The following is a 25,375-nucleotide window of genomic DNA, read 5'->3' as shown; positions in this document are numbered from 1 at the left end:
TGCAGGACTCAAGGGCCTATTCGCCGGCAAGCCGGCTCCTACAAGGGGTCAGGACCAGTGGAAGCTGCGGTCCCACAGCCCGGAAACATCCAGCTGCTGGGGCAGGACGCCGGCTTCGAAGAACAGGTCGGCCACGTCCTGCTGGGATTTCACCGCCGCGTCGTCCACCGGTTGCAACAGTCGTGGGCCGCTCTGGGCGCGGTATTGGGCCAGGAACACTTCCCGGGGCATGCCAAGAATCTTGGCGCTCTTGGTGGCCCATTCCTCGGGATGGCTGGCGATCCATTGCCAGGCGCGGTATTCGCGCAGGATGTAGTCGGTGATCGCCGCGTGCTTGAGCGGGTCGGCAATGCTGTTCTGGTTGGCGGCGATCACGTAGTTGCCGGACAGGTAGCCCTGGCCGGTCTTCAGCACCCGGGCCCCGGCCCGCAGTTCCGCCAGCTGGATGAAGTAGCCGAAGCTGACCCAGGCATCCAGGGCGCCGTTCTGGAAGGCGGCGAAACCGTCTTGCGGGGTCAGCGCCATGGGCACGATGTCGGCAAAACCCAGGCCCTGTTCCTTCAGTGCCTTGAGCAGAAAGTAGTGCGAGCTGGTGGAGCGGATGTAGCCGATGCGCTTGCCCTTGAGCTCGGCCACCGACTGCACCGCAGAGCCCTTGGGCACGATGAAGGCCTGGTTGTTGACGTCGCCGGTGAGCACCGCGATCAGCTTCACCGGGGCGTGGTTCTTGATGCCGAAGATCGGCGGGATCTCGCTCATCGGCGAGATGTCCAGGGTGCCGCTGACCAGGGCCTCGAAGCTCAGGTTGCCGCCGGTGAACTCGGCGTACCTGACCTTGTAGGGCGGCGGCTCAATGCCCGCCTCGGCAAAGAAGCTCGGCGCCGCGCCCTTGTAGGTGGCGACATTCAGGGTGACCCCGGATAGGTCCACGGCGGCCCCCAGGCCCAGGCGCGGCAAGGCGGCGGCCAGGCCGGCCAGGGCCGAGAGTTGGAGAAAATGACGACGCTGCATGGGCAAGGGTCCTTAATCGAGAAAATCCGGTTCTTCACGCACGATCCGTTCGCGGTAAGGCTGGAAGCTGAACCAGCCGCCGAACTCGGTGCCGACCTGGCGCGCGGTGTGGCGCGCCACCTCGTGGGGAATGAGTCGCGGGGTGCCGGCGGCTTCCGCCAGCAGCTGGGCCTGGGCGGCGTTGTCCATGGCGATGAAGCGCCACACCGCCGCCTCGACGGTTTCGCCCACGGTCAGCAGGCCATGGTTCTGCAGGATCAGCGCCTTGTGCCCTTGCAGCGCGGCGGCGATCCGCGCGCCTTCGCTGGCCTCCAGCACCACCCCGGAGAAGTTGTCGAACAGCCCGTGTTTCTCGTAAAAGGCGCAGGCGTCCTGGGTCAGCGGGTCCAGCAGACGCCCCAGGCTCGACCAGGCCTTGCCGTGCAACGAATGGGCATGGGCCGCGGCCACCACTTCGGGATGGGCTTCGTGCAAGGCGGCATGAATGGCGAACGCGGCGAGGTTCAGCGCCCCCTCGCCTTCGATCACCGCGCCTTCGGGGTTGACCAGCAGCAGGTCCGACACCCGCACATGGCCGAAATACACCCCCACCGGGTTGACCCAGAAATGGTCCGGGCGCCCCGGGTCGCGCACGGTGATATGCCCGGCGCCCCCCATGTCGAAGCCCAGCCGGGCGAACACCCGAAAGGCCGCGGCCAGGCTTTGCTTGCGCTGCCGGCGCTCCAGCTCGACCGTGGCCTGCTGGGGCGGGTGCTCCCAGCGAAACACCGTATGGCCATCGCGGGGCAAGTCATACACCGCGGGACGAAAATGTGCGGTCATGTCCGCTCTCCTTGAAGTGGTCATCGATACCCTGCGCGCAAAGGCCCGCAGGACCTTGCCTGGCGATCTCCCGCCAAACCTGCAGCAACCTTGAGAACCTCGCGTCCCTTCGGGCCGTTCGCAGCCTGGGGCAGCGGCTACACCTACCCCGGCCCGACATGGGCCCTGTAGCCGCTGCCGAGCCCGCGAGGCTGCGCAAAGGCCCGCTGGGCCTTGCTTGGCGATCTCCCGCCAAACCTGCAGCAACCTTGAGAACCTCGCGTCCCTTCGGGCCGTTCGCAGCCTGCGGCAGCGGCTACACCTACCCCGGCCCGACATGGGCCCTGTAGCCGCTGCCGAGCCTGCGAGGCTGCGCAAAGGCCCGCAGGGCCTTGCTTGGCAATCGCCCGCCGAACCTTCAGCGACCTCAAGCCCCCTGCGTCTCCTGCGGAGCCGTGCGCAGCCTGCGGCAGCGGCTACACGAAGCGCTGCAGGCCAAGGCTGGAACCGTGTGTTAGTAGCCACGCTGGATCTCCACCGGGTTTTCCAGGGGTAAACCATCTCTCCAGCGCTGCAGATTGCGCCCCAGCAAGCGGGCGATATTCAGGTAGACCCGTGGCGAATTGGCCGAGGTGTGGGGCGACAGGCGAATGCCCGGGTGGCGATAAAAAGCGTGGCCCGCGGGCAGCGGTTCGGGGTCCGCCACATCCAGGCTGGCCAGGCCGATGCGCCCCGTCTCCAGGGCCTGCAATAGCGCCGGCTGATCGATCAGCGCACCGCGAGCGATATTGATCAGGTGCAGCCCCGGCTTGGCCGACGCCAGGACATCGGCATCGATGATGCGTCGGGTGTGCTCGGTCAGGGGCACCGCCAGCAGCAGGTGATCGGCCCGGGCAAACAGCTGGTGCAGGTCGGCCACCGGTTCGACCCCGGGCACCTCGAAAGGCTGCGCCGAACGGCGCAGGGCCAGCACCTGCATGCCCAGTGCCTGGGCCTTGGGCGCCAGTTCGCGGGCAATGCTGCCAAAGCCGAACAGGCCCAGGGTGCTGCCGGCCACCGAGGCCAGCGGCCGTGGCTGCCAGTGTTCGGCGCGCTCTATCCACACCTGGGGCAATTGCTTGGCCGCGGCGAAGATCGCCGCCAGGGCAAACTCGGCAATGCTCTCGGCGGTGCTGCCCCGGGCGCTGGCCACCGGCAGATCCTGGAACAGCCAACGGGGGAAATAATCCAGGCCCGAGGTCACCAATTGCACGAAGCGCAGGCCGAAGGGCCAGCCCGCAGGCGGCTCTGGAGCATCACGAAAATCGGCATGGGGCGCCGCCAGCAGCACCTGAACATCCCCGGGCAGATCACTGGGCAGCCCTCGGGGCAAGCTCAGCACCTCGACGCCTGGCAGCGACTGGCGCAGTTGCTGGTTGAAGCCCTCGTCGAGCTGGCTGGCAATGCGCGTCACACCTGGGCTCCCCGGCTGGGCAAGGCAAAGGCGGCGCGGCCCACGGCGCCAAGGATCGCGTCGTTCTGCGGCGTGTGAATCCGGCTGCACAGCACATCACGGTAATGCCGCTCGATGGGGTTGCCCCGGGCCAGCCCGGGATTGCCGATGGCCTCGATGCCCAGCTCCACGGCGCTGATGGCGTTGCTGGTCACCAGGTACTTGATCTGGGTCGCCTCGCCCGGGGCGATCCGCCCTTCGGCGGCGGCATCGAGCAGCACCCGGTTGTTCAACAGCAAGGCGTCGATGCGCCCGATCAGCTGCTGGAAACGCGGCAGGCTCGACAGTGGCGCGCCGAGGTTGGCCGGGGCGCGCTGGGCCAGCCAGCCCAGCAGCCAGTCACGGGCGGCGCGGGCCACGCCGTCGTAGATCGCCGACAGCAGCACCGCCAGCCAGAGCACGCCCTTGCTGTCCAGCTCCGAGGGGCGCGGAACGTTGGCCGGCTGGATGTCCACCGCGTGCTCCATGGGCACAAACACTTCATCGAAGATCACGTCGTGGCTGCCGGTGGCGCGCATGCCCAGGTGGTCCCAGGTTTCCTCGACGCGGATGCCGGGGCTGTCGCGGTGCACCAGCCAGGTGCCGACCTGCGGCTGGGCATCGTCGCTGCGGGCCCAGACCGCCAGCCAGGTCAGCCCGGGAATGCCGGTGGAGTAGATCTTGCGTCCGCTGAGCCGCCAGCCGCCCTCGACCCGGCGCGCCAGGGTGGCCGGCAAGCCGCCCCGGGCCGGGGTGCCGAGGTCCGGCTCGACCCGCAGCGCATTGATCAGGGCGCCCTCTTGCACCGCCTCGCGCGCCACGCGCTGGCGCAGGTGCAGGGGCCAGGCGCTGTTCTGTTGCAGGCGCGTGTGCTGCAGGTACTGCATCACCAGCACCAGCGCGGTGGAAGGTTCGCCCCGGGCCACGGCGCCGATCACCCGCCGCGCCTGGGCCAGGGTCGCCTCGCTGCCGCCCAGGGCCCGGGGCACGGTCAGGGCCAGCAGGCCATGCTGGTGCAGGCGCTGCAGGTTGGCGTGGGGAAACTCGCTGTGGCGATCGTAATGGGCCGCACTGGCGGCGAACTCCTCGCTCAACTGCTGCAGCAGGTCGGCGAACTCGCTGGAGTCCGGATCAGGGACGGGACGGGACACGGACGAAGACGGTTGCACGCTGGAAAGGCTCATCGGCTGGCAGTCCTGCTCAAGGGGTGGGAGATGTCGACGGCCGGCTCGGCCTCGGTTTCCACGCCCAGCAGTTGCAGCAACCGCGCACGCAGCGGCTGGAACCCCGGGGCGGACACCTGACGCGGACGCGGCAGGCGGATCGGCAGTTGTTCGGCGATTTGCCCGTTGGCCAGCACCAGCACCCGGTCGGCCAGCAGCAGCGCCTCGTCGACATCGTGGGTCACCAGCAGCACCGCCGGGGTGTGCGCCCGCCACAGGCGGATGATCAGTTGATGCATGCGAATCCGGGTCAGGGCGTCGAGGGCGGCGAAGGGTTCATCCAGCAGCAACAGCTGCGGCTCGCGCACCAGGGCCCGGGCCAGGGCCACGCGCTGGGCCTCGCCGCCGGACAGGGTGCCGGGCCAGGCGCCCAACCGATGGGCCAGCCCGACCTCGCCCAGCGCCGCCTCGGCCCGCTCGCGGACCCCAGCCCCACGCACGCCCAGGGCAACGTTGCGCCACACGCGCTTCCAGGGCATCAGCCGTGGCTCCTGGAACACCGCGGCCATGGCCGAAGGCACCTGCAACCGGCCCTCGTCGATGGGTTCCAGCCCGGCCAGGGCCCGGAGCAAGGTGGTCTTGCCCGAACCACTGCTGCCCAGCAAGGCGACGAACTCCCCCGGGGCGATGTTCAGGTCCAGGCTGTCGAGTACCGCCTGCCCGGCGAAACGTCGGGTCACCCCGCGGCATTCGACGGCGCCGCGCACGGGGCCCGGGTGGGGCAATGACACAGTCATGGGTCAGTTCCTGATAAAGGTCGGGCGCCAGGCCAGGGCGCAACGTTCGAGGCCGCGTACCAGCCCGTCGATGCCCAGGCCGAGCACGCTGTAGACCAAGAGGCAGATGACGATCACATCGGTGCGCATGAAGTCCCGGGCGTCGTTGACCAGGTAGCCGATGCCGGCGCTGGCGTTGATCTGCTCCACCACCACCAGCCCCAGCCAACTGATGCCGAAGGCGTAGCGCAGGCCGACGAAGAACGCCGGCAAGGCTCCGGGCAGGATCACGTGGACGATCAGTTCCCAGCGCTTGAGGCCGAGCAGGGTTGCCGCCTCCAGCAGCTTGGGGTCCAGGCTGCGGATGCCGGAAAACAGCGTCAGGTAGATGGGAAAGGTGGTGCCCAGGGCAATCAGGGCGATCTTCGGCGTCTCGCCCACGCCGAACCAGAGAATGAACAGCGGCACGATGGCCAGGAACGGCAGGGTGCGCAGCATCTGCATCGGCGAGTCGATGGCGATCTCGCCGCGCCGCGACAGCCCCGCCACCAGGGCCAGGACAGTGCCCAGGCTGACGCCGATGGCCAGGCCGCTGAGGGCGCGCTGGAGGGACACCCACAGGTGCCCGCCCAGCTCGCCGCTGCCGAGCATCTGCCACAGGGTGCCGCCGATGGTGCTGGGGGCGGCGATGATCCGCGCCGGAAACAGCCCGCTGCGCGACGCCAGCTCCCAGAGCAACAGCAGCAACAGCGGGCTGATCAGGCGCAGCGACAGATTGCCGAGGAACTTCACTCCGGGGCGCTCGGTCCAGCGGGCATACAAGGAGAGCGGGGCTTGCGCAGGCATTTCAACATCCCTATTTCAGCGCGTTCGAGCCCCATGCTAACTACATAAAAAACGTCCGTGAAATTCGTTTTGGTTCTAACTTAATATACAAAAAATGCATTCATCAAACAGATATATATGCAAACAAAGGATAACCCCGTAGGCGCCGGCTTGCCGGCGAAAGGGCCGTTGAGCCTTGTGCCGCCCTTGCCAGCACCTTCGCTGGCAAGCCAGCTCGTACGCAGCCGGTTGGCGCCGCACCCGTGGCTAGCCGACGCGAGCGGCGACCATTTCGCCGAACAGACTCACCGGCTCCTGCAGGTTGCCGAGAAAGCGCGGGTGGATCAGCCACAGGTCGATCACCGGCTTGAAGTCGCTGACCGGGACGATCTCCAGCTTGTCCCGGTGGCTGCTGTTTTCCAGCAGCGGCAGCGGCACCAGACCGTAACCCAGGCCATTGGCGATCAGCCCCAGTTGCAGCTCGGTGCCGAAGGTTTCCAGGTTGATCTGCAAGGTCAGGCCCTGGGCGCTCAACGCTCGTTGCAGGCCGGCCCGAAAACCGCAGCCGTCGGGGTTCAGCACCCAGCCGCGCTGGTAACAGTCGGCCAGCTTGCACGAGCGTTTGCGCACCTCGCCCTTGGCCGCCACCACCACCAGATTCATGCTGCCCAGGGAGCGCCCTACCACCCCTTCGGGGAATACCTTGCCGGCGGGAAACAGCGCGGCCACCACGTCCAGTTCACCGTTCTCGACCTTGTTCAGCAGGTGGCTGCCCCAGCCGGTGGCTACCGAGGTCTGCAACTGCGGATAGAGGCTCTTGAGCTGGCTCAGGGCATCCAGCAGCACCACGTCGCCAATGGTCTGCGGCACGCCGATGCGCAAGGCGCCGCTGGGGGCGCCGTCATTGGCCACCAGCTCGTTAAGGGCGTCGATGCTGCGCAGCACTTCCAGGCACTGGCCGTAAACCCGCAAGCCCATGCTGGTGGGCTTGAGCGGCTTGGTGTTGCGGTCCAGCAGTTCCACCCCCAGGGCTTCCTCGAAATTCTGCACCCGGCGGGTGATGGCCGGCTGGGTCAACTGCAGGGCATCGGCCGCCTGGCTGATGGTCTGGCAGCGAATCACCGCCACGAACGCGTTCAGATCATCTATCTTCATTCTTTTTTCGCATAATAAATGACTGGAAAAATGTTCGATAAGAATAATACCTTTTAGCTCGCCCGTGTAGTTCGCGTCCTTTGCCTTATGTCCACGGAGGGAGCCCATGCCCCACAACGCCGCAACAGTCGCTATCGATACCCCCAACTTCGCCCGCCTGCGGGACTTCATCGCCGCCCTGGCCGAGCTGCTGGACGGCCATCCCGATGAGCCCCGGATACTGGAGCAAGGCGCCGACCTGCTGCAGCGCCTGGTGAGCCAGGACGACTGGCTGCCCGACGAATTCGCCCAGCCCGACCCGCAGCACTATCAGCAATGGCTGCTGCATGTCGACTCGCGCCAGCGCTTTTCCATCGTCAGCTTCGTCTGGGGTCCGGGGCAGCGCACGCCGATCCACGATCACCGGGTCTGGGGCCTGATCGGCATGCTCCGCGGCGCCGAGGATAGCCAGGGCTTCGAGCGCCTGACGGACGGCCGCCTGCAACCTGCGGGGGCTCCGATTCGCCTGATACCGGGGCAAGTGGAAGCGGTGTCGCCACGCATTGGCGACATCCATCAGGTGAGCAATGCCTACGCCGATCGGGTGTCCATCAGCATCCACGTGTACGGCGCCAACATCGGCGCGGTACGCCGGGCCGTGTACACCGCCGAAGGTCACGAGAAGCCGTTTATCTCCGGTTATTCCAACCGCTTGCTGCCTAACCTCTGGGACTTGTCGAAGGAGCCCCCGCAATGACCGATTTCCCTACCCGCAGCCCGGCGCAGATCCGTCAGGCCCTGCTCGACCGCCAGGAACTGGCGCTGATCGACGTGCGTGAAGAGGCGCCTTTCGCCGAAGCCCACCCGCTGTTCGCGGCCAATATCCCGCTGTCGAAACTGGAGCTGGAGGCCTATGCGCGCATCCCCCGGCGCGACACCCCGATCACCCTCTATGACCAGGGCGAAGGGCTGGCCCAGCGCGCCGCGAGCCGCCTGGGGCAACTGGGCTACAGCGACGTCGCCCTGCTCGAAGGCGGCCTGGACGGATGGCGCACCGCCGGTGGCGAGCTGTTCAAGGACGTCAACGTACCGAGCAAGTCCTTTGGCGAACTGGTGGAAGCCGAGCGCCATACCCCGTCCCTGGCCGCCGAGGAACTGCAAGCGCTGCTCGACCGGCAGGCCGACCTGGTGGTGCTCGATGCCCGGCGTTTCGACGAGTACCAGACCATGAGCATTCCCGGCAGCACCAGCGTGCCCGGCGCCGAGTTGGTGCTGCGGGTGCGCGAGCTGGCCCCCGATCCGCGGACACAGGTGGTGGTCAACTGCGCCGGACGCACCCGCAGCATCATCGGCACCCAATCCCTGGTCAACGCCGGCATTCCCAATCCGGTGGCGGCCCTGCGCAACGGCACCATCGGCTGGACCCTGGCCGGACAGAAACTCGAGCACGGCCAGACTCGGCGCTTCCGGCCGGTCGACGAAGAGCGGCGGGCCGAGGCGCAAACGGCGGCACGGGCGGTCGCGGACCGGGCCGATGTGGCGCGCATCGACCTGGCCCAGTGGCGGCGCTGGCAAGCCGATCCCAAGCGCACCAGCTATCTGTTCGATGTGCGCACCCCGGAAGAATTCGCCGCCGGCCACCTGCCCGGCGCCCGTTCCACGCCCGGTGGGCAACTGGTGCAGGAAACCGATCACTTCGCCAGCGTGCGCGGTGCGCGCCTGGTGCTGGTGGACAACGACGGGGTACGGGCCAACATGAGCGCCTCCTGGCTGGCCCAGATGGGCTGGCAAGTGGCGGTGCTCGACGGCCTGCGCGACAGCGACTTCAGCGTGCGCGGGCCCTGGCAGGCACCGCTGCCGGACACCGCGTCGGCCGAAGAAATCAGCCCGCGGACCCTGGCCGCTTGGCTGGAGCAGCCCGGCACCCTGGTGCTGGATTTCACTGCCAGCGCCAACTACGTGCAACGCCACATCCCCGGGGCCTGGTGGGTGCTGCCCAGCCAGTTGCAGGAATCCCTGGCCCAGTTGCCCCAGCCCGAACGCTATGTCCTGACCTGCGGCAGCAGCCTGCTGGCGCGTTTCGTGGTGCCCCAGTTGCAGGCCCTGACCCAGCGCCCGGTGTTCCTGCTCAGCGGCGGCACCGCGGCCTGGATCGACGCCGGCCTGCCCGTCGAGGAAAGCCGCCAGCAACTGGCCTCGCCGCGGATCGACCGTTACCGGCGCCCGTATGAAGGCACCGACAACCCGAAAGAAGCCATGCAGGGCTACCTGGACTGGGAATTCGGCCTGGTGGAGCAACTGCGTCGCGACGGCACCCACGGTTTCTTCGTGATCTGAGCCTTAGAGGGGGCTTTCGCTGGCACGCCAGCTCCTACAGGCCTGCTTCCTCTTGTAGGAGCCGGCTTGCCGGCGAAGAGGCCGCAAGCCTGGCATCGCTCGCAAGGTCGCCTTCGCTGCAAGCCCGCTCCTGCGAGGAGGGGTATTTCGGACGCGTAGGCGGTGCCGGTTGATCGTCACTCTGCCAAAGTGACAAATAGCAATAATTCTCGATATCATTCGCGACCTTGTGCTCACCGCGTCGTCAAGAAGGATATCCATGTCTCGCTCCAAGCCCGACTCTGCACTGGCGGACTCTGTCCGCGGGTTCTATGCGGACATCCTGCATTTCTTGCGCAAACGCACGGACAACGCCAGCGACGCGGCGGACATGACCCAGGACGTGTTCACCCAATGGCTCGACTACCGGGACCGGGACCAGGTCGAACAGCCCCGGGCCTTCCTGTTCCAGATGGCACGCAACCTGCTGCGCGATCATTGGCGGCGCCAGCAGGTGCGCTCCAGGGTGCATCACCAGGTCCATCCCGAGTCAGGCTTGGACACTGAGCCCCTGGCCGACGAACAGCACGAGCCACTGCCCGCCGCCCAGCGCCTGCAACGCCTGGAACAATTGAAAGAAGTCCTCGCCCAGCTCTCGCCGCGGCGCCGCGAAGCCCTTATGCTGCACCGCTTCGAGGGGCTGAGCCAGACGCAGATCGCCGAGCGCATGGGGATTTCCGTGAGCATGGTGGAGAAACACATCGCCTTTGCCCTGCTGCATTGCAAGCAACACCTACAACGAGAAAATGGCAAGGAGCAGCCTGAATGACCCGCTTTTCCGGCCCCCAGGACGACCTCGACAGCGAGCAGATCGATGCCCAGGCCGCCAGTTGGTTCGCCCGTAACCGCAATGATCCGGACCGGGCCACGCGCAAGGCGTTCGACAGCTGGATCAGTGAACCGGCCCATGCCCGGGCCTATGCCGAGTTCGAGCAGTTGTGGGTCGATCTGGCGCAGTTGCAGCAGCTGAACCGCCCCGTACCGCTCCCCCGGCGCAAGACGCCGCTCTGGCGGCCGGCCCTGGCAGCGGCGGCCGCGGTGCTGTGCGCGGTGCTGGCGCTCAACCTGGGGACACCCCAGGCGCCTTACCGGCAGCAGATCGCGGCACAGGAACAGGGCGCCCGAGCCTTCAAGCTGCCGGACGGCAGCACCCTCTACGTCAATGCCAATACTCAGGTGAAGGTGGATTTCAGCGCCCGGCAACGGGATATCTACCTGCAGCAGGGCCAGCTGTACCTGGAGGTCGCCGCCGACCAGGAGCGCCCGCTGTGGGTGCACAGCGGTGCGGCCAAGGTCCGGGTGGTGGGCACCGCATTTGACGTGCGCCGCGGTCAGCGCCAGTTGGTAGTCAGCGTGGCCCACGGCCAGGTGGCATTCAGCCCGGACGGCAAGCCCGGGGAACTGACCCTGCTGGGGGCCCGGCAGCAGGCGGTCTACGACCTGCACCAAGGCACCTTGCGCCAACAGTCCCTGGACCGCGACGAAGTGGCCGACTGGCGCAGCGGGCGCCTGGCCTTTCGCAACCGCGACCTGGCCAGCCTGGTGGACGAGCTGAACCTCTATCGGCGGCAGCCGGTGCAACTGGCCGAGGGCTCCATCGGCGCCTACAAGGTGTCCGGCAACCTCGACGTCAACGACCCGGATGCCCTGGTCAAGGCCCTGCCCGCCCTGATTCCGGTGAAAACCCGGGTCCAGGCCGACGGTCAGTTGAAGATCGAAGCCCGCTGAGCAATACATGAGAATATTTTGCATTCGCATATGAGGTATTTTTTCACTGCCGCGTCTTCCTCCTGTCTGCGCTCTGTCCGCAGCGCCTTTCTGGCCTTTAAGCCGCTCTGGGGGATGTCATGTTTCGCGCGTTCTTGCCTGTTCCGTTAGTCCGTACCCGCCCAACCCTGCTCGCCGCCTGCCTGGCCTTCAGCCTGCAGGTCCAGGCCGGGCCGTTGCATTTCCAGTTGCCGGCGCAGCCCCTGGCCGCGTCCCTGAGTCAGGTCGCCCAGCAGGCGAAGATCCAGTTGCTGTTCGATGAGCAATTGCTGCGCAACGCCAAGGCACCGGCCCTGCAGGGGGACTTCAGCCCCGAAGAGGCGATCCGCAGCCTGCTCCAGGGCGGCCCGTTCAATCTGCTGAAGGTCGACAACACCTACGTCGTGCGCCCCGCCGAAACCAGCGTCAGCAGCGGCTCGGCCCTGCAACTGGGGGCCATGAGCGTGATCGGCAACGGCACCGAGGTCGACGCCGCCAGTGTCGGCCGCTCGACCCTGAACCAGGCGGAAATCGATCGCCACCAGTCCAACAACGTGGTCAGCCTGATCGACACCCTGCCCGGCGTCAGCCTCGGCGGCTCGCTGAAACCCGGCGGCCAGACCATCAACATCTGGGGCCTGGGGGACGCCGAGGACGTGCCGATCACCGTCGACGGCGCCACCAAGAGCGGCTTTGAGCGCTACCAGCAGGGAGTGATTTTCATCGAGCCGGAACTGATCCGGCGGGTGGAAGTGGAAAAGGGCCCGCACTCGCCCAAGACCGGCAACGGCGGTTTCGGCGGCACCGTGCACACCGAAACCAAGGACGCCCCGGACCTGTTGCAGGACGGGCACAACGCAGGCGCCATGGTCAAGTACGGCTACAGCAGCAACGACCATCAACAGGCCTACACCTCGGCGGTGTATGGCCGTTCCGACGATCATCGTTTCGATGCCCTGGCCTACTGGACCAAGCGCGACGGCGACGACATGAAGCTGGCCAGCTCCGTTCCCGACCCGCGCAATGAATACCTGATCAACCCCAAGCGCCAGCCCAACACCGCCCAGGACCTGGAAGGCGAGCTGTTCAAGTTCAACATGCAACTGACCGACGAGCAGCGCCTGGGCCTGAGCTACATGCGCTCCGACAGCGACATCTGGGCGCCCTTCTCGGCCAAGAGTTACCCGGCGCCCCCCAGCAAGGCCAACATCGACAAGTACGGCTACGACGGCGCCACCAAGCGCTACCTGGCCCAGCGCAACACCATCGACACCACCTGGCTGACCAAGTACGAGTACCAGCCGGTGGACAACCCCTGGATCGATCTCAAGGTCCAGTACTCCAATTCCACGACCGATCAGACCGACGAACGCGGCCCGACCGCTTTCTATCAACCGGTCACCGGCGGTCGCAAGATCACCGTGGGCTACGAGGACAAGATCCTCGAAGTGACCAACATCAGCCGCTTCAGCACCGGTTCCCTGGACCATGCCCTGACCCTCGGCACGCAGATCCGCAAACACACCCGCGAGGTGGACATGTGGATGCCGGGCAAGACCTACGAAGTGCCCAAGTACAACTACGGCCACTACCAGCCGGGGTTCATGCCCCATGGCAAGGTCGACAACAACGCCTTCTACATCCAGGACGCGGTGACCCTGGGGGACTTCACCCTGACCCCGTCGCTGCGCTACGACCATGTGCGCAACCGTGGCCAGGAAAACGACGCGCCGCTGTACAACAGCACCAACCCCAAGGACGGCCATGACTACGGCGACAAGACCTACACCGGCTGGTCGCCACGGCTGTCGGCGTTCTGGAACGTCAATCCGAACCTGGCGCTGTTCGCCGACTACAGCAAGACCTGGCGCGCACCGGTCATCGACGAGCAGTACGAAGTGCAGGCCCCCGGCAGCACCCGCTCGGCCACCAGCCGCAACCTGGACCCGGAGCGCATCACCGCGTTGCGCGCGGGGACCCTCCACAACTTCTCCAAGGTGCTGGCCGACAACGACAACCTGCAGATCCGCACCACGGTGTTCCAGAACAAGATCAGCAACGAGATTCTCAAGGCCACCGGGATCGGCTGCGCGGAACAACTGAGCACCGGCAAGAGCATCGCCCAGGTGTGCAAGGGGTCGCCGATGTCGGTGTATCGCAACATCGGCGACCTGACCATCAAGGGCTTCGAAGTCGAAAGCTACTACGACTCCAGCTACCTGTTCGGCGCCCTGTCCTACTCCTGGATCACCGGCAAGCACCAGGGCGCCTACACCAACCCCTGGGGGCCGAACGTCTGGGCTCGGGACATTCCGCCGCGCAAATGGGTGGCGACCCTGGGAGTGAAGATTCCCCAGTGGGATGCCCAGGTCGGCTGGCAGGGCCAGTGGGTGCGCCAGACCGACCGCCTGCCCAGCGACAAATACCCCAGTGGCCCGGCCAGCAGCCTGGGCGACTCCTACTGGGACCAGTACGGCAATGACCGCTACAACGTGCAGGGCCTGTTCGCCAACTGGAAGCCCCAGCAGGCCTACCTCAAGGGCACCGAAGTCAACTTCACCCTGGATAACATGTTCAACCGCGACTACCGCCCGGCCCTCAGCGGCGACAACGCCTACAGCGTCGGACGCAACGCCAAGATCAGCGTGACCCGCTTCTTCTGACGGCCACTGGCTGCGGTGCATCGGACGCACCGCAGCAGGCCAGCCGTTGGCCATCACCGATGTATTGCAAGCCATTAACCCGACCCTGCCGCCCGCGCCTGCCGGGCTAAGATCGACTCCCCCCTGAACACCGCTGAAAGGCCGTTGGGCACTTTCAGTCAACGTCCCATTGATTATGTACGATGACTGTCGTACAACCGAGAACGCATCATGGACAGAGGCTTCAGGAAGGTCAGGCGGGACCTGATCAATGCACTACAAAGCGGCAACTATCTGCATGCCGCGCGCGGTTCGATCGAGGTCAAGAACCTGCTGGCCACTGGCGAGGTTTCGGCGGGCCAACTGATCGAGGTCATCGGCGCCTGCAAGGGCACCGACCACCATTGCAGTGCCCACCACAGCGTCCCGGACCTTGCCGTCCATGTGCTGAAGAAGGCGGGCTGGTACATCAAGTTCTACTTTATCGAGCCAGAAACCTGGTTCATCAGCGTTCACCGATGAGGGCAACCCATGAAACTCTATCTGCAGGGCGACCGGGGCAAGGCGCTTTGTGAGCATTGCCAACAGGTCGTGGGCATCACCTACACCCGCCGCGACGTCCCTTTCAGCGACGGCAACGGCCAGGCCCGGGAGGTCCTGGTGGGGGTCTGCGACCTGTGCGCCACGGTGGTGGCCATCCCGCCCCAGTCGACGCCGGCGATCAAGGAAGCCCGCAAGCAGTCATTGACCTCCATCGAGGCGCGGCTGCCGGCGGTCTACCTCGATGTGCTGGATGCGGCGCTGCACTCGGTGGCCGAAGACGCCGGGGTGCAGATGCGCAAACTGTTCTTCAGCTACTACTTCAGCGCTCCTCCGGCGTCTTCCCTGAAGCAGGTGCATGAGAGCTTCGCCGCGTACCTGGCCGAACAGGCCGAGGCCCGCCAGTTGCCGGCCGTGCCGGCCATGAAACGCCTGTCGCTGAAGGTCAACCACTATGTGGCCGAGGATCTCGCGCGCCTGCTGCAAGCCACCCGGATGACCCAGACCGAGCTGCTGAAATCGCTGATTGCGCAAATGCGCCTGGACGTGCTCGAAGGCGGCAACCCGGCGGTGATCGCCGACCTGCGCCAGCTGGCGCGCCTGGGGCTCTAGTCCTCAGCCTTTGCCGCGGCCCGCCGCCCGGCCCGCCCGGAGGAAATCGCCCCAGCGCCGCACCAGGTAGTTGTGCTCGTCCATCACCGAGTTCCACACCGCGATGTGCCCCATGCGCTGCGGGTAGGAACCGCCGTCGCGAGTCTCGCCGATCTCGATCAGCGGCGCGCCATCGCTGCCCGGCAACTCCTCCCGGGCCGGCTTGCCGGCGTACCAGTAATCCCACTCGGCGCTGCTCAGGTGATCACGGGTACGCGCCGGGTTGCCGATGTAGTAGCCCTGGCGCGCCATCACCGCTCCGGGCCAGCCCGACAGCCACCAGTTGAGATAGGCGTAGGCCGCGTCCAGCACCGCGCCCTGGGCATGGCGCGACAACGACAGGCCGCCGAACCAGGCGCGGTAGCCCTCCCGCGGCACCGCCAGACGGTATTTGACCCCGGCGCGGTGCAGGCGCATCAGGGTCGGCGACCACAGGCTCTGGATATCGATGCGCGGGCTGAGCATCAGTTGCGCGGCTTCTTCGTCGTCCGACCAGAACGCGGCGAAATGCCCTTCACGCTGCTTGCGTACCAGGATCTGTGCCAGCCGGTCGATCTCCTCGATGCTCAGGTTGCCGATGTCCTTGAACGACTCCAGGCCACAGCCCTGCACTGCCAGGGCGGCATCCAGGGCACCGATCGCGGCGTCGCTCTGCAAGGCGATGCGCCCGCTCCAGGCCGGCTCCAGCAGCCAGCCCCAGCTTTCGTTGGCGCTGCTGAACCCGGCCGGCAGGCGCTCCGGGCGGTAGGCAAAACTGTCGGCGTTGTGGGTCAGCGGCAGCATGCTGATGCGCTCGCTGACCGTGCTGCCCAGGCTGCCGTCGTGCTGCACGTAGAGCCGCTCGCTGGGCACGCTGCCACTGCCCAGGCGATCGCTGGGGGACAAGCGTCCGCGCTTGGGCAGGTCGTTGATCTCGTGCCACAGGGCAATGCGCCGGGTATCGATGGGTTGGATCGCCTGGGCCGGCCAGACGAAATCGACGTTGTGAAACCACTGGTCGTAGAGGTCGTAGCTGTCCGGCTGCATCACCGCGATGCGCTGGGCCTGTTCCACATCGTGCACCTGATACACCAGGCGAATGCCCAGGTCCTGTTCGGCACGCAGCCGCAGGGATTCGAGCAGGGTCACCGAGGTGCCCAGTACCCGCAGGGTGACCGGTTGCGTCGCGGCCATCAGGCACTCTCCCCGGCGAGCGGGGCGAAGCTGCGGGCGAACACCTCGAAGGAATGGCGCAGTTGCTCGGGCTCAAGCCCGCGCAGGATAAACACCAGCCGCGAGCGATGATCGGCACTGGGCCAGCGTGGCAGATGCACGGGAGCATGCAGGCAATGCTGCACGCCATGAATGACGATGGGGGCCTGGCTGGCGTTGACGTTGAGCAATCCTTTCACCCGCAGAATTCGTTCGCCGTGGCATCTTAGCAGCATCGACAACCAGACCCCGAAGCCCACCCAATCCAGCGCTTGCTCGAACTCCAGGCTGCACACCTGCGCCGCGCCATGGGACGCAGGGGCGACCGTCAACGACCGCTGCAACTGCCAGCGCGCCACCTCCCGCTCGGCCGTCGCCCCGCGCAGCCCCTCGCCCAGCAACAGCTGGTCACCGCTCCGGATCTGCCGGGTCAGCAACAGCGGCGCCCCGGGGTTGAGCCGTTGCAGACGCTCACGCAAGGCGGCCTGGGTCGCTTCGTCGACACAGTCGGTCTTGCTCAGCAACAAGCGGTCCGCGGCCGCCACCTGGGCCAGCCACTCCGGATGCAGGCGCTCCTGCAACGCCGCGTGGCTGGCATCCACCAGGGTCACCAGCAAGCCGATGTGCACCCGCCCACGCAACTGCGGATCGTTGTTCACCGTGGCCAGGATCGGGGCCGGGTCGGCCAGCCCGGTGGTTTCCAGCAGCACCCGGCGAAAGGCCGGAACCTCGCCCCGACTACGCCGCGCCAGGAGCTCCAGCAGCGCCTCCTTCAACTCGCCGCGGATCGAACAGCAGACACAGCCGCTGGGCAGCAACACGGTATCCGGCGCCACCTCCTGCACCAGCAGGTGGTCGATGCCGATATCGCCGAACTCGTTGATCAGCAACGCCGTGTCGCCCAGGCTCTGGTCCTGCAACAGACGATTGAGCAAGGTGGTCTTGCCACTGCCGAGAAACCCGGTGATGACGTTCAGGGGCATGCTCATGGCTGTTGCTCCAGGTGTTTGAGAAGCACAGGGTCGAGAGGGTCCAGGGGCCGGCCCAGCATGGCCTCGGCCAGGCTCCAGAGTTGCTCCAGGCCGCTGGCCAGCTCCTGGCGTCCAGTGGCCCCGAGCAGCAAGTAGGCCGAGCCCTGGAAGTCCTCGACCTTGAGCCGCAACGGCGCCAGCACCCGGTTGATCGCGGCGATCCTGCGCAAGCGCTCGCGGCGCCGGGGCAGTTCATCCCCCAGGGGATCGCTCCAGTGCACGTCTTCGCCCAGCAGCCCGCATAAGCCGCACATGTTCAACCCTCCTTCATGGCATGACGTCGCCGGAGTTCGGGCCCAGGGTCTGGCCGACGAACAGGTTGCCCCCCGGATCGCTGGCCAGCAGCACCGCGGTGGGCGCCACTTCATCGGCGAGGCCGAAACGCCCCAGGGGCAGTTCGGCGGCCTTGGCGGTTTTCCAGGCACTGCTGATGCCGGCCACCAGCGGCGTCTCGATCGGTCCCGGGGCGATGGCGTTGACCAGCACGTTGTCCTTGGCCACTTCCAAAGCCAGGGACTTGGTGAAGCCGATGACCCCGGCCTTGGCCGCGGCGTAGTGGGTCAGCTCGGCGCCGCCCTTGATCCCCAGCTGCGAGGCGACGTTGATGATCCGCCCCCAGCGCTGCACCAGCATGTGGGGCAAGGCCCGCTGGCTGGCGATGAAGACGCTGGTCAGATCGACGCGCAGCATGTCGTTCCACATCTCGATGGACAGGTCGACGCAACGGGCCTGGGTCAGCATGCCGGCGTTGTTGACCAGGATATCGATGCCGCCGAAATGCTCGACGCAGGCATCGACCCCGGCCTGGGCGCCTTCGACGCTGCCGACATCGGCCACGCATTCGACGACTTCGGCGCCCAGTTCGCGACAGGCTTGGGCGCTCTCGGCCAGGCGCGCGGGGTCGCGGTCGGCCAGCAGCAAGCGGGCACCGGCGACGGCATAAGCCCGAGCGATAGCGGCGCCGATGCCGCTGCCGGCACCGGTGATCACGGCGCGGCGGTTGTGCAGGTGTTGCATGTGCAGCACTCCTTAAAAAAGCTCAGCCCCTGGACGCCCCCGAAGGGGCGCGGCTGATTTGAGGACGTTGAAGGTTTGGCATTAGAGCGATGCGCAGCCTCGCAGGCTCGGCAGCGGCTACACCGTGGGTTCAATCCGGCCAGCGCACCGTCAGGCCGCCATCGATGACGATGCTCTGCCCGGTCAGGTAGCTGGACTCGTCGCTGGTGAGAAAACGCACCAGCGACGCCACTTCATCGGCTCGCCCGACGCGCCCCAGGGGAATCGCCCGGGCCGCCTTGGCCAGCCCTTCCGGGCCCAGGGAGTTCTGGCTGTCGAGGGACTGCGGAGTCTCGATCAGCCCCGGGATCACCGCGTTGCAGCGAATGCCCCTGGCCGCCAGTTCCACCGCCAGCGAGCGGCACAAGCCCGGCACCCCGGCCTTGGCTGCGGCGTAGTGGGCGTGGTCCTGCCAGCCGTAGACGCCGCCGGCAATCGACGAAATCGCCACCAGGGCACCGCCCTCGCCCATGTACCTCACCGCCGCGCGAAAGGTGCGCATGACTCCGGTCAAGTCGACATCGAGCATGGCGTTCCAGGCCTGGTCGGTCATGTCCAGCAGCGGCGCACGGCGCAGCAGGCCGGCATTGGCCACCGCGTAATCGAGACGACCAAAGTGCGACGCCGCCTGTTCCGCCAGGGCGTCCACCGAGGCGCTGTCGGTAACGTCCAGGGGCAGCATCAGGCATTGCCCGCCCGCCTCGGCCACGAGGTCGCGGGTGGTTTGCGGGTCATGGGGGTCGGCGGGGAAGTACCCGCCCACCACCGCCACGCCGCAGCGCGCATAGGCCACGGCCAGGGCCTGGCCGATGCCGCTGGCGGCACCGGTGATCAAGGCGACTTGTCGAGTCATGGATCAGTTTCCTTATTGAACGGTTTCAGGACGCACATGGCGCGCGGCGAACATCAGCGCACCGGAGAGAAAGCAAGGCAGCGCGCCGAAATACAGCGCCGAGGTCTGCCAGTCGCCACCGGCGGACAGCACCTGGGTCGCGCCGAAGCCCGCCACCACCGCACCGATCGGGCCCATGGCGTGGATGATCGCGCCGCCGGTGGCGCGGATGCTGGTGGGAAAACTCTCACTGATGAAAAACAGCGCCGCCGAATACGGGCCGATCAGGAAGAACAGGCCCAGGCTGTAGAGCCCCACCACCATCGGCAGGTTGCTCGGGCCGTAGAGCATCCCGGCGAACGACAGGCCGCCAAGCATCCAGCCCAGGCCGATGACGTTGCGCCGGCCGATCTTGTCGCCCATCCAGCCGTGGCTCAGGTAGCCGCAATAGCCCACCAGGTTGGACAACACCAGGATGATCAGCGAGTTCTCGAAGGAGATGTGGTGCACGCTGACGATCACCGACGTGCCCAGCACGCTGAACACCTGGATCGCCGCCCAGTTGAGCAGGATCGCCGCGCCGATCACCAAAGTCGCGCGCCGCGCCGGGCCACGAAAGGCCGCGGCCAGCCCGGCCTTGCTGTGCTCGTCGTAGTCCACGCCGTAAGTCAGGGCCACCGCCTGGGCCTCGCTGACCGAGCCGCTTTTGCGCAACTGGCTGATGCGCTGGTGGATCTGGAACTGCGGGCTCTCCTTGAGCTTGCGCGCCATGACCGCGATGACGATGGCCGGGATCGCGGCAAAGATGAAGCAGCCCTGCCAGCCGATGATCGGCAGCAGCACCGCGGTCAACCCGGCGGCGATCAGCGCCCCCACCGGCCAGCCGCCCTGCACCAGGCTGTAGATGAAGCCCCGGCGCTTGGCCAGCTTCGGATCGTCGGACGCCGCGTACAGCTCACTGAGGTAGGTGGCGTTCACCGTTTCCTCGGCGTAACCCAGGCCGCCCAGGGAGCGGATCAGGATCAGCGGCGACTTGCCCCAGGCGCCGCCGATGGCGGTCAGCGCCGAACAGATGGCCGAGCCGCTGACGGTGAAAATGATGCCCATGCGCCGCCCCAGCTTGTCCACCAGCGGCCCGATGGCCAGGGCCACCACCGCGGTGCCCACCGCCACCCAGGTGGCGATCTCGGCCTGCTCGACCTCGCCCCAGCCGAAGTGCCGGCCGATCTCCGGTAGCAGGGTGCCAAACAGAATGAAGTCGTACACCGCGAAGACCCAGGCGAAGAAGGCGATCCAGGTGGCGAAGCGCACTTGGTCCGGGGTCAGCTGCTGGGGTTTCCACCCAGTCAGGTCGAGCTTGTTATAGATAGACATCAATCACGCCTCGATGAAGTGGCCGGGATCAGCGGTTGCGCGGGTGGCGGCGGATAAAGTCGTCGGCGATCTCGTCGAAGGTGACGAAACGCACGCCGGCGTGGCTCTGGATGTGTTCGATCAGGCGTTCGAGCATCAACAGCACTTGCGGGCGGCCGGAGACGTCGGGGTGGATGGTCATGGTGAACACCGCGTGTTCATGCTCGCGGTAGACCCAGTCGAACTGGTCGCGCCACATTTCTTCCAGGTGTCGCGGATTGACGAAGCCGTGGCTGTTGGGCGCTTTCTTGATGAACATCATCGGCGGCAGGTCGTCCAGGTACCAGTTGGCCGGGATCTCCACCAGGTCGGTTTCCTGGCCGCGCACCAGGGGTTTCATCCAGGTGTCGGGGTGCTGGCTGTAGTCGATCTTGGTCCAGCTGTCACCGACCCGCACGTAGTAGGGGTGGAAGTCGTTGTGCATCAGGCTGTGGTCGTACTTGATGCCCTTTTTCAGCAGCAGCTCGTTGGTCACCTTGCTGAATTCCCACCAGGGCGCGACGTAGCCGGTGGGGCGCTTGCCGGTGACTCGGGTGATCAGCTCGATGGACTTGTCGAGCACGATCTCCTCCTGTTCGGCGGTCATGGCGATGGGGTTCTCGTGGCTGTAGCCATGCACGCCGATCTCGTGGCCGGCATCAGCCACGGCCTTCATCTGCTCGGGAAAGGTTTCCATGGAGTGCCCGGGGATGAACCAGGTGGTGCGCAGGCCATAGCGCTCGAACAGCTTGAGCAGGCGCGGCGCGCCGACTTCCCCGGCGAACAGGCCCCGGGAGATGTCGTCCGGCGAATCCTCGCCGCCGTAGGAGCCGAGCCAGCCGGCCACCGCGTCCACATCGACACCAAATGCACAGAGAATTTCTTTAGCCATGAGCGGCCTCCAGTGATTGCTTGTTGTTGGAAAAAAATCGTCGGGGCCTAGCGCGGCAGCACCGCCTCCAGCGCCAGGGCCGTGTTCAGCAACTGCTGGTCATGGCCCTGGGGCAGGCTCAGCAGCAACCCGGTGGGCAGGCCCTGGGCATCGCGGCCGCTGGGCAGGGCCACCCCGGGCATGTCGAGGAAACTGCCGGGCATGGTCAGGCGCAGGGTTGCCAGGTTGGTCCGGGCAAAGAGTTCGTCGTCCTGCTCCAGGGGCGCCAGGGGCGGCGCCACATGGGCCACGCTGGGGGTGATCAGCACCGCGCCGTCCAGTTCGTCGTGCATTTGCTGCTGCAACTGGCGCCGCGCTTGGTACAGCCGCAACAGTTGGCTGGCCGGCATCTGCCGGGCGCTTTCCAGGCGCCGGCGCACCCGTGGGTCCAGTTGCTCGGCGTACTCGCTGTCGAGCAACGGCTGGTGCAGGGCGAAGGCTTCGGCGGCGCCGAGCCAGCCGTGTTCCTGGATCAGTTGCAGGGTGGCTTGCAGGCTGTGCAGCGGCCGTTGCTCCACCCGCGCCCCGGCCTGTTGCAGGCATTCGACCACCTGCAGCAGGTTGGCGCGCACCGCCGCTTGGGTGCGGCTGTCGTCGAGCACTGGCGAATCGACCCAGAAGCGCTGCCCGGCCAGGCTGCGCGGCAGCGGCAGTTGCCGTGGGTCGCCACCGCGCAGCAGAGCGTCGATCACCCAGGCATCGCGCACGCTGCGGGTCAGCGGCCCGAGGCTGTCGAGGCTGTGGGCCAGGGGAAACACCCCGTCGCGGTCATAGCGCCGGGATGTGGCGCGGTAGCCCACCAGGCCATTGAAGGCCGCGGGGATGCGGATCGAACCGGCGGTGTCGGTGCCCATGGCGATCGGCACGATACCGGCGGCCACCGCCACGGCGGAACCTGCCGAAGAGCCACCGGGAATCCGTGGCTGGGCATCGCTGTGGGGATTGATCGGGGTGCCGAAGTGCGGATTCAGGCCGAGCCCGGAGTAAGCGAATTCGCTGAGATTGGTCTTGCCCAGGCTGACCAGCCCGGCGCGGCACAACTGCCGCACGCTGGGCGCATCGACGCCGGCCGGCGCTGCATCGCGCCGCACCTGGGCGGCGGCGGTGGTGATGCTGCCGGCGAGGTCGAACAGATCCTTCCAGGCCAGGGGCACGCCATCCAGCAGGCTCAGCGGCTGGCCGTCACGCCACCGGGCGGCAGCCGCCTCGGCCTCGCGCCGGGCCCGGGCCGGGCACAGGGAAATGAACACATGGGGCGTCGCCTCGGCCAACGCCAGGGCCTGCTCCAGGACCTGGACCGGATCGGTGCGGCCCTGGGCGAAGGCTTGGGCCATCGCCGTGGCGTCGCTCAACGAATCTGGATGCATGGTTCACTCCGCAAATCGATAAAATGTACTAATTATTAAAATGTACATTTTATTCAGAGCAGATTCCGTGCCAGCTCAAGAGCCCGCGCACCTCGTCACCCGTTCCGAAAACTTGGAAATGGCCCTGGAATATCGAGGCAGAGTGGGTTGCAGAGACAGGCCGCTGAGCCACCGACGGAGAAAAGCCTCGCGTCTGCTCATGCCAATGAAATAATGTATCTTTTATTAAAAAGTACATTTTGGTGCAGAAAGGTAACAACCCGGCCATGAAGGCCCCAGGACGGGGCAGGCAAACGTGGCACTCAGTGACACTCGGCAACTGTGAGAGAATCCCCGGCCATCGCCGCCCAGCCCCCTAGAGGAACCGATGAAAGCAGTGTCAGCAGAGGACCCGCGCACCGCATCGCGCTACGCCATGATCCGTCAGGTATTGCGCGACGCCATCCTCCAGGGCACCGCCCTGCAGGGCCTGGTGCTGCTGGAAGCGCCGCTGGCTGAACTGTTCGGCACCAGCCGGGTGCCGGTGCGCAAGGCCCTCGACCTGTTGCACGGCGAAGGCCTGATCAGCCGTTTTGATGGCCGCGGCTACCTGATCAACCCCCAGGGCCTGGAGATCGAACCGCTGCGCCTGCCCCTGAGCCATGCGCACCTGGGACTGGCCAGCGATGAAGAACTGGTGGACACCCGCCCCCTGGGAGAACGGATCTACGAGGAACTGAGCGGCGCCCTCTCCACCTGCATCGCCTTTGGCCACTTCCGCCTCGACGAACAGGCTGCCGCCGAGCACTACGGCGTCAGCCGCGCGGTGGTCCGCGAGGCGCTGATGCGCCTGCGCGATCGCGGCCTGGTGGAAAAGGAGCCCTACTCTCAATGGCTGGCCGGGCCGCTGACCGCTCGCGAAGTCACCGAAGACTACGAACTGCGCGCCTGCCTGGAACCCGAGGCCCTGCGCCAGAGCGCCCCGGGCCTGGCGCGCGAGCACCTGGAACAGATGCTGGAACGGGTGACCCAGGCGCAACAGGCCGAGCATTGCGACCTGGAGGTGCTGGAGCGCCTGGAAGAAGACCTGCACCAGCACTGCCTGAGCGGCTTGCACAACCGCAAGATGGCAGCGCTGATCCGCCAGGCCCAGAGCCCGATGATCATCAACCGGATTTTCTACCGCCTGCTGGGCATCGGTGCCGACCCGGCGATGCTCGCCGAGCACCGACTGATTCTCGAACTGTTGCTGCACGGTGCCTTCGACGCCGCCGCCCTGAACCTCAGGGAACACCTGCAACGCGCCCGCCAGCGCATGCTGCAACGCCTCAAAGTGCTGGCGGTGCTCCCGGAACCGCAACTCCCGGGCTTCCTCAGCAAAATCAGCTGAGCCCGGGCGCCGCTGCCGAGCCCGCGAGGCTGCGCAAAGGTCCGCTGGACCTTGCTTGGCGATCGCCCGCCAAACCTTGAGCGGCCTTCAGAAACCCGCGTCCCTGCGGGCCGTTCGCAGCCTGCGGCAGCGGCTACAGTGCGTTGCGCCGCACCAGGCTGAGATCGGGCGCGGCAGTACGCCGCTGGCTCAGGTAGCGGGTGCAACTGACCCGCAGGAAGGAAGCGAAGTTCACCACTTCGCCGCGGTAGTCCATGACCTCTTCATACAGCTTGGCGATCAGCTGGTTGGTGGTCATGCCGTCGGCTTCGGCGATCTCGCTGAGGATGTCCCAGAACTGGTTTTCCAGGCGCAAGGTGGTGACCACGCCACAGATGCGCAGCGAACGGGAGCGGGACTCGTAGAGAATCGGGTCGGCCTTGACGTACAGCTCGCACATGGCGTGGTCCTCGCTTACAGGGTGATTTTGGTGCCCAGCAAGCCCAGGAAACCGGCCAGCCAGCTGGGGTGCGCCGGCCAGGCCGGGGCGGTGGCCAGATTGCCCTGGACGTGGCCTTCGGTCACCGGGATATCGATGTAGGTGCCGCCGGCCAACCGCACTTCCGGGGCACAGGCCGGGTAGGCGCTGCACTCGCGGCCTTCAAGGATGCCCGCCGCGGCCAGCAGTTGCGCACCGTGGCACACCGCGGCGATCGGCTTGCAGGCCTGGTCGAACTCCTGGACCAGTTGCAGCACCTTGGCGTTCAGCCGCAGGTATTCCGGAGCGCGTCCGCCGGGGATCAGCAGCGCGTCGTAATCAGCGGAGTTGACCTGGGCGAAGTCGAAGTTGAGGGCAAACAGGTGCCCCGGCTTCTCGCTGTAGGTCTGGTCGCCCTCGAAGTCGTGGATCGCCGTGCGCACGGTCTGCCCGGCGCGCTTGTCCGGGCACACGGCGTGCACCGTGTGACCGACCATCAGCAGCGCCTGAAACGGCACCATCACTTCGTAGTCTTCGACGTAATCGCCAACCAGCATGAGGATCTTTTTCGCGGCCATGGAGTGGACTCCTTTCAGGGAAAGACGTGGGCGGA

The 25,375-nt window shown here is 66.5% G+C and carries 25 protein-coding genes; 8 read left to right on the top strand and 17 right to left on the bottom strand.

The genetic code is table 11. The annotated features are described in order from the left end of the window. Positions 1-48: 48 nt before the first annotated feature. The 7 genes from POS17_RS06995 to POS17_RS06965 form a co-directional block, all read right to left on the bottom strand. Entirely contained in the window at positions 49-1,011 is a 963-nt protein-coding gene (locus tag POS17_RS06995) for an ABC transporter substrate-binding protein (protein WP_060837934.1), read from the bottom strand. A gap of 12 nt (positions 1,012-1,023) precedes the next feature. Continuing rightward, positions 1,024-1,833 carry a class II aldolase/adducin family protein gene (locus POS17_RS06990; RefSeq protein ID WP_060837933.1) on the bottom strand — a complete coding sequence of 270 codons (810 nt, stop codon included), beginning with the start codon at positions 1,831-1,833 and terminating at the stop codon, positions 1,024-1,026. Positions 1,834-2,326: 493 nt separating this feature from the next. After that, on the bottom strand, positions 2,327-3,265 hold the full coding sequence (locus POS17_RS06985; protein WP_060837932.1) for a D-isomer specific 2-hydroxyacid dehydrogenase family protein: 939 nt from the start codon (positions 3,263-3,265) through the stop codon (positions 2,327-2,329). After that, positions 3,262-4,467 (bottom strand): acyl-CoA dehydrogenase family protein, encoded by a 1,206-nt coding sequence (locus POS17_RS06980; protein ID WP_060837931.1) that lies wholly within the window; start codon positions 4,465-4,467, stop codon positions 3,262-3,264. Before POS17_RS06980 ends, POS17_RS06985 begins: the two co-directional genes overlap by 4 nt. Then, positions 4,464-5,243, bottom strand: a complete 780-nt coding sequence (locus POS17_RS06975; protein ID WP_060837930.1) for an ABC transporter ATP-binding protein — start codon at positions 5,241-5,243, stop codon at positions 4,464-4,466. The genes POS17_RS06980 and POS17_RS06975 overlap by 4 nt, the downstream gene beginning before the upstream one ends. A gap of 3 nt (positions 5,244-5,246) precedes the next feature. Then, positions 5,247-6,068, bottom strand: coding sequence for an ABC transporter permease (locus POS17_RS06970; protein ID WP_060837929.1), 822 nt, complete (start codon positions 6,066-6,068; stop codon positions 5,247-5,249). A gap of 246 nt (positions 6,069-6,314) precedes the next feature. Further along, on the bottom strand, positions 6,315-7,202 hold the full coding sequence (locus tag POS17_RS06965; protein ID WP_060837928.1) for a LysR family transcriptional regulator: 888 nt from the start codon (positions 7,200-7,202) through the stop codon (positions 6,315-6,317). A gap of 106 nt (positions 7,203-7,308) precedes the next feature. On the opposite strand from POS17_RS06965, the gene POS17_RS06960 reads away from it, so the two are divergent. The 7 genes from POS17_RS06960 (at position 7,309) to POS17_RS06930 (ending at position 15,097) form a co-directional block, all read left to right on the top strand. Further along, entirely contained in the window at positions 7,309-7,938 is a 630-nt protein-coding gene (locus POS17_RS06960) for a cysteine dioxygenase (protein ID WP_060837927.1), read from the top strand. After that, positions 7,935-9,518 (top strand): rhodanese-related sulfurtransferase, encoded by a 1,584-nt coding sequence (locus tag POS17_RS06955; RefSeq protein ID WP_060837926.1) that lies wholly within the window; start codon positions 7,935-7,937, stop codon positions 9,516-9,518. The genes POS17_RS06960 and POS17_RS06955 overlap by 4 nt, the downstream gene beginning before the upstream one ends. A gap of 259 nt (positions 9,519-9,777) precedes the next feature. Continuing rightward, a complete protein-coding gene (locus POS17_RS06950; protein ID WP_060837925.1) occupies positions 9,778-10,326 on the top strand; it encodes an RNA polymerase sigma factor in 549 nt (182 codons plus the stop codon). After that, the gene (locus POS17_RS06945; protein ID WP_060837924.1) at positions 10,323-11,285 is read left to right on the top strand and encodes a FecR family protein; all 963 of its coding nucleotides are present in this window, start codon (positions 10,323-10,325) and stop codon (positions 11,283-11,285) included. The genes POS17_RS06950 and POS17_RS06945 overlap by 4 nt, the downstream gene beginning before the upstream one ends. Before the next feature lie 119 nt (positions 11,286-11,404). After that, the gene (locus POS17_RS06940; RefSeq protein WP_060837923.1) at positions 11,405-13,966 is read left to right on the top strand and encodes a TonB-dependent receptor; all 2,562 of its coding nucleotides are present in this window, start codon (positions 11,405-11,407) and stop codon (positions 13,964-13,966) included. 210 nt (positions 13,967-14,176) lie between these two features. Next, positions 14,177-14,467 (top strand): hypothetical protein, encoded by a 291-nt coding sequence (locus tag POS17_RS06935; protein ID WP_060837922.1) that lies wholly within the window; start codon positions 14,177-14,179, stop codon positions 14,465-14,467. A 9-nt stretch (positions 14,468-14,476) separates the two neighbouring features. After that, the gene (locus POS17_RS06930) at positions 14,477-15,097 is read left to right on the top strand and encodes a hypothetical protein (RefSeq protein ID WP_060837921.1); all 621 of its coding nucleotides are present in this window, start codon (positions 14,477-14,479) and stop codon (positions 15,095-15,097) included. A 3-nt stretch (positions 15,098-15,100) separates the two neighbouring features. Here the strand turns inward: POS17_RS06930 and POS17_RS06925 are convergent, their stop codons facing one another. From POS17_RS06925 to POS17_RS06890, 8 genes are all read right to left on the bottom strand, one after another. Next, the gene (locus POS17_RS06925) at positions 15,101-16,309 is read right to left on the bottom strand and encodes an ABC transporter substrate-binding protein (RefSeq protein WP_060837920.1); all 1,209 of its coding nucleotides are present in this window, start codon (positions 16,307-16,309) and stop codon (positions 15,101-15,103) included. After that, positions 16,309-17,316 carry a CobW family GTP-binding protein gene (locus POS17_RS06920; RefSeq protein ID WP_060837919.1) on the bottom strand — a complete coding sequence of 336 codons (1,008 nt, stop codon included), beginning with the start codon at positions 17,314-17,316 and terminating at the stop codon, positions 16,309-16,311. The genes POS17_RS06925 and POS17_RS06920 overlap by 1 nt, the downstream gene beginning before the upstream one ends. Further along, entirely contained in the window at positions 17,313-17,612 is a 300-nt protein-coding gene (locus POS17_RS06915; protein WP_060837918.1) for a hypothetical protein, read from the bottom strand. Before POS17_RS06915 ends, POS17_RS06920 begins: the two co-directional genes overlap by 4 nt. A gap of 13 nt (positions 17,613-17,625) precedes the next feature. Further along, positions 17,626-18,375 carry an SDR family NAD(P)-dependent oxidoreductase gene (locus tag POS17_RS06910; RefSeq protein WP_060837917.1) on the bottom strand — a complete coding sequence of 250 codons (750 nt, stop codon included), beginning with the start codon at positions 18,373-18,375 and terminating at the stop codon, positions 17,626-17,628. 130 nt (positions 18,376-18,505) lie between these two features. Next, on the bottom strand, positions 18,506-19,267 hold the full coding sequence (locus tag POS17_RS06905; protein ID WP_060837916.1) for an SDR family NAD(P)-dependent oxidoreductase: 762 nt from the start codon (positions 19,265-19,267) through the stop codon (positions 18,506-18,508). A gap of 12 nt (positions 19,268-19,279) precedes the next feature. Beyond that, positions 19,280-20,620, bottom strand: coding sequence for an MFS transporter (locus POS17_RS06900; RefSeq protein ID WP_060837915.1), 1,341 nt, complete (start codon positions 20,618-20,620; stop codon positions 19,280-19,282). 28 nt (positions 20,621-20,648) lie between these two features. Further along, positions 20,649-21,530 carry a polysaccharide deacetylase family protein gene (locus POS17_RS06895; protein WP_060837914.1) on the bottom strand — a complete coding sequence of 294 codons (882 nt, stop codon included), beginning with the start codon at positions 21,528-21,530 and terminating at the stop codon, positions 20,649-20,651. Between the two features lie 47 nt (positions 21,531-21,577). Beyond that, a complete protein-coding gene (locus tag POS17_RS06890) occupies positions 21,578-22,936 on the bottom strand; it encodes an amidase (protein WP_060837913.1) in 1,359 nt (452 codons plus the stop codon). Positions 22,937-23,303: 367 nt separating this feature from the next. Between POS17_RS06890 and POS17_RS06885 the strand changes: the two genes are divergently transcribed. Next, the gene (locus POS17_RS06885) at positions 23,304-24,305 is read left to right on the top strand and encodes a GntR family transcriptional regulator (RefSeq protein WP_060837912.1); all 1,002 of its coding nucleotides are present in this window, start codon (positions 23,304-23,306) and stop codon (positions 24,303-24,305) included. 133 nt (positions 24,306-24,438) lie between these two features. Here POS17_RS06885 and POS17_RS06880 read toward each other — a convergent pair whose 3' ends face one another. Beyond that, a complete protein-coding gene (locus POS17_RS06880; protein ID WP_060837911.1) occupies positions 24,439-24,744 on the bottom strand; it encodes a ribbon-helix-helix domain-containing protein in 306 nt (101 codons plus the stop codon). Between the two features lie 14 nt (positions 24,745-24,758). Continuing rightward, positions 24,759-25,340: a DJ-1/PfpI family protein gene (locus POS17_RS06875; protein ID WP_060837910.1), complete on the bottom strand. Its 582-nt coding sequence runs from the start codon at positions 25,338-25,340 to the stop codon at positions 24,759-24,761. Positions 25,341-25,375 lie beyond the last annotated feature (35 nt).

Source organism: Pseudomonas sp. Os17 (assembly GCF_001547895.1).
Lineage (GTDB): Bacteria > Pseudomonadota > Gammaproteobacteria > Pseudomonadales > Pseudomonadaceae > Aquipseudomonas.
Note: the sequence above shows the minus strand (reverse complement) of the source record. Positions and strands in the feature narration are given on the sequence as shown.

What these genes read in the sequence shown, in the direction of transcription:
- POS17_RS06995 (WP_060837934.1), bottom strand. Translation starts at nt 1,011, where the DNA reads ATGCAGCGTCGTCATTTTCTCCAACTCTCGGCCCTGGCCGGCCTGGCC.
- POS17_RS06990 (WP_060837933.1), bottom strand. Translation starts at nt 1,833, where the DNA reads ATGACCGCACATTTTCGTCCCGCGGTGTATGACTTGCCCCGCGATGGC.
- POS17_RS06980 (WP_060837931.1), bottom strand. Translation starts at nt 4,467, where the DNA reads ATGAGCCTTTCCAGCGTGCAACCGTCTTCGTCCGTGTCCCGTCCCGTC.
- POS17_RS06975 (WP_060837930.1), bottom strand. Translation starts at nt 5,243, where the DNA reads ATGACTGTGTCATTGCCCCACCCGGGCCCCGTGCGCGGCGCCGTCGAA.
- POS17_RS06970 (WP_060837929.1), bottom strand. Translation starts at nt 6,068, where the DNA reads ATGCCTGCGCAAGCCCCGCTCTCCTTGTATGCCCGCTGGACCGAGCGC.
- POS17_RS06965 (WP_060837928.1), bottom strand. Translation starts at nt 7,202, where the DNA reads ATGAAGATAGATGATCTGAACGCGTTCGTGGCGGTGATTCGCTGCCAG.
- POS17_RS06960 (WP_060837927.1), top strand. Translation starts at nt 7,309, where the DNA reads ATGCCCCACAACGCCGCAACAGTCGCTATCGATACCCCCAACTTCGCC.
- POS17_RS06955 (WP_060837926.1), top strand. Translation starts at nt 7,935, where the DNA reads ATGACCGATTTCCCTACCCGCAGCCCGGCGCAGATCCGTCAGGCCCTG.
- POS17_RS06950 (WP_060837925.1), top strand. Translation starts at nt 9,778, where the DNA reads ATGTCTCGCTCCAAGCCCGACTCTGCACTGGCGGACTCTGTCCGCGGG.
- POS17_RS06945 (WP_060837924.1), top strand. Translation starts at nt 10,323, where the DNA reads ATGACCCGCTTTTCCGGCCCCCAGGACGACCTCGACAGCGAGCAGATC.
- POS17_RS06940 (WP_060837923.1), top strand. Translation starts at nt 11,405, where the DNA reads ATGTTTCGCGCGTTCTTGCCTGTTCCGTTAGTCCGTACCCGCCCAACC.
- POS17_RS06935 (WP_060837922.1), top strand. Translation starts at nt 14,177, where the DNA reads ATGGACAGAGGCTTCAGGAAGGTCAGGCGGGACCTGATCAATGCACTA.
- POS17_RS06930 (WP_060837921.1), top strand. Translation starts at nt 14,477, where the DNA reads ATGAAACTCTATCTGCAGGGCGACCGGGGCAAGGCGCTTTGTGAGCAT.
- POS17_RS06925 (WP_060837920.1), bottom strand. Translation starts at nt 16,309, where the DNA reads ATGGCCGCGACGCAACCGGTCACCCTGCGGGTACTGGGCACCTCGGTG.
- POS17_RS06920 (WP_060837919.1), bottom strand. Translation starts at nt 17,316, where the DNA reads ATGAGCATGCCCCTGAACGTCATCACCGGGTTTCTCGGCAGTGGCAAG.
- POS17_RS06915 (WP_060837918.1), bottom strand. Translation starts at nt 17,612, where the DNA reads ATGTGCGGCTTATGCGGGCTGCTGGGCGAAGACGTGCACTGGAGCGAT.
- POS17_RS06910 (WP_060837917.1), bottom strand. Translation starts at nt 18,375, where the DNA reads ATGCAACACCTGCACAACCGCCGCGCCGTGATCACCGGTGCCGGCAGC.
- POS17_RS06905 (WP_060837916.1), bottom strand. Translation starts at nt 19,267, where the DNA reads ATGACTCGACAAGTCGCCTTGATCACCGGTGCCGCCAGCGGCATCGGC.
- POS17_RS06900 (WP_060837915.1), bottom strand. Translation starts at nt 20,620, where the DNA reads ATGTCTATCTATAACAAGCTCGACCTGACTGGGTGGAAACCCCAGCAG.
- POS17_RS06895 (WP_060837914.1), bottom strand. Translation starts at nt 21,530, where the DNA reads ATGGCTAAAGAAATTCTCTGTGCATTTGGTGTCGATGTGGACGCGGTG.
- POS17_RS06890 (WP_060837913.1), bottom strand. Translation starts at nt 22,936, where the DNA reads ATGCATCCAGATTCGTTGAGCGACGCCACGGCGATGGCCCAAGCCTTC.
- POS17_RS06885 (WP_060837912.1), top strand. Translation starts at nt 23,304, where the DNA reads ATGAAAGCAGTGTCAGCAGAGGACCCGCGCACCGCATCGCGCTACGCC.
- POS17_RS06880 (WP_060837911.1), bottom strand. Translation starts at nt 24,744, where the DNA reads ATGTGCGAGCTGTACGTCAAGGCCGACCCGATTCTCTACGAGTCCCGC.
- POS17_RS06875 (WP_060837910.1), bottom strand. Translation starts at nt 25,340, where the DNA reads ATGGCCGCGAAAAAGATCCTCATGCTGGTTGGCGATTACGTCGAAGAC.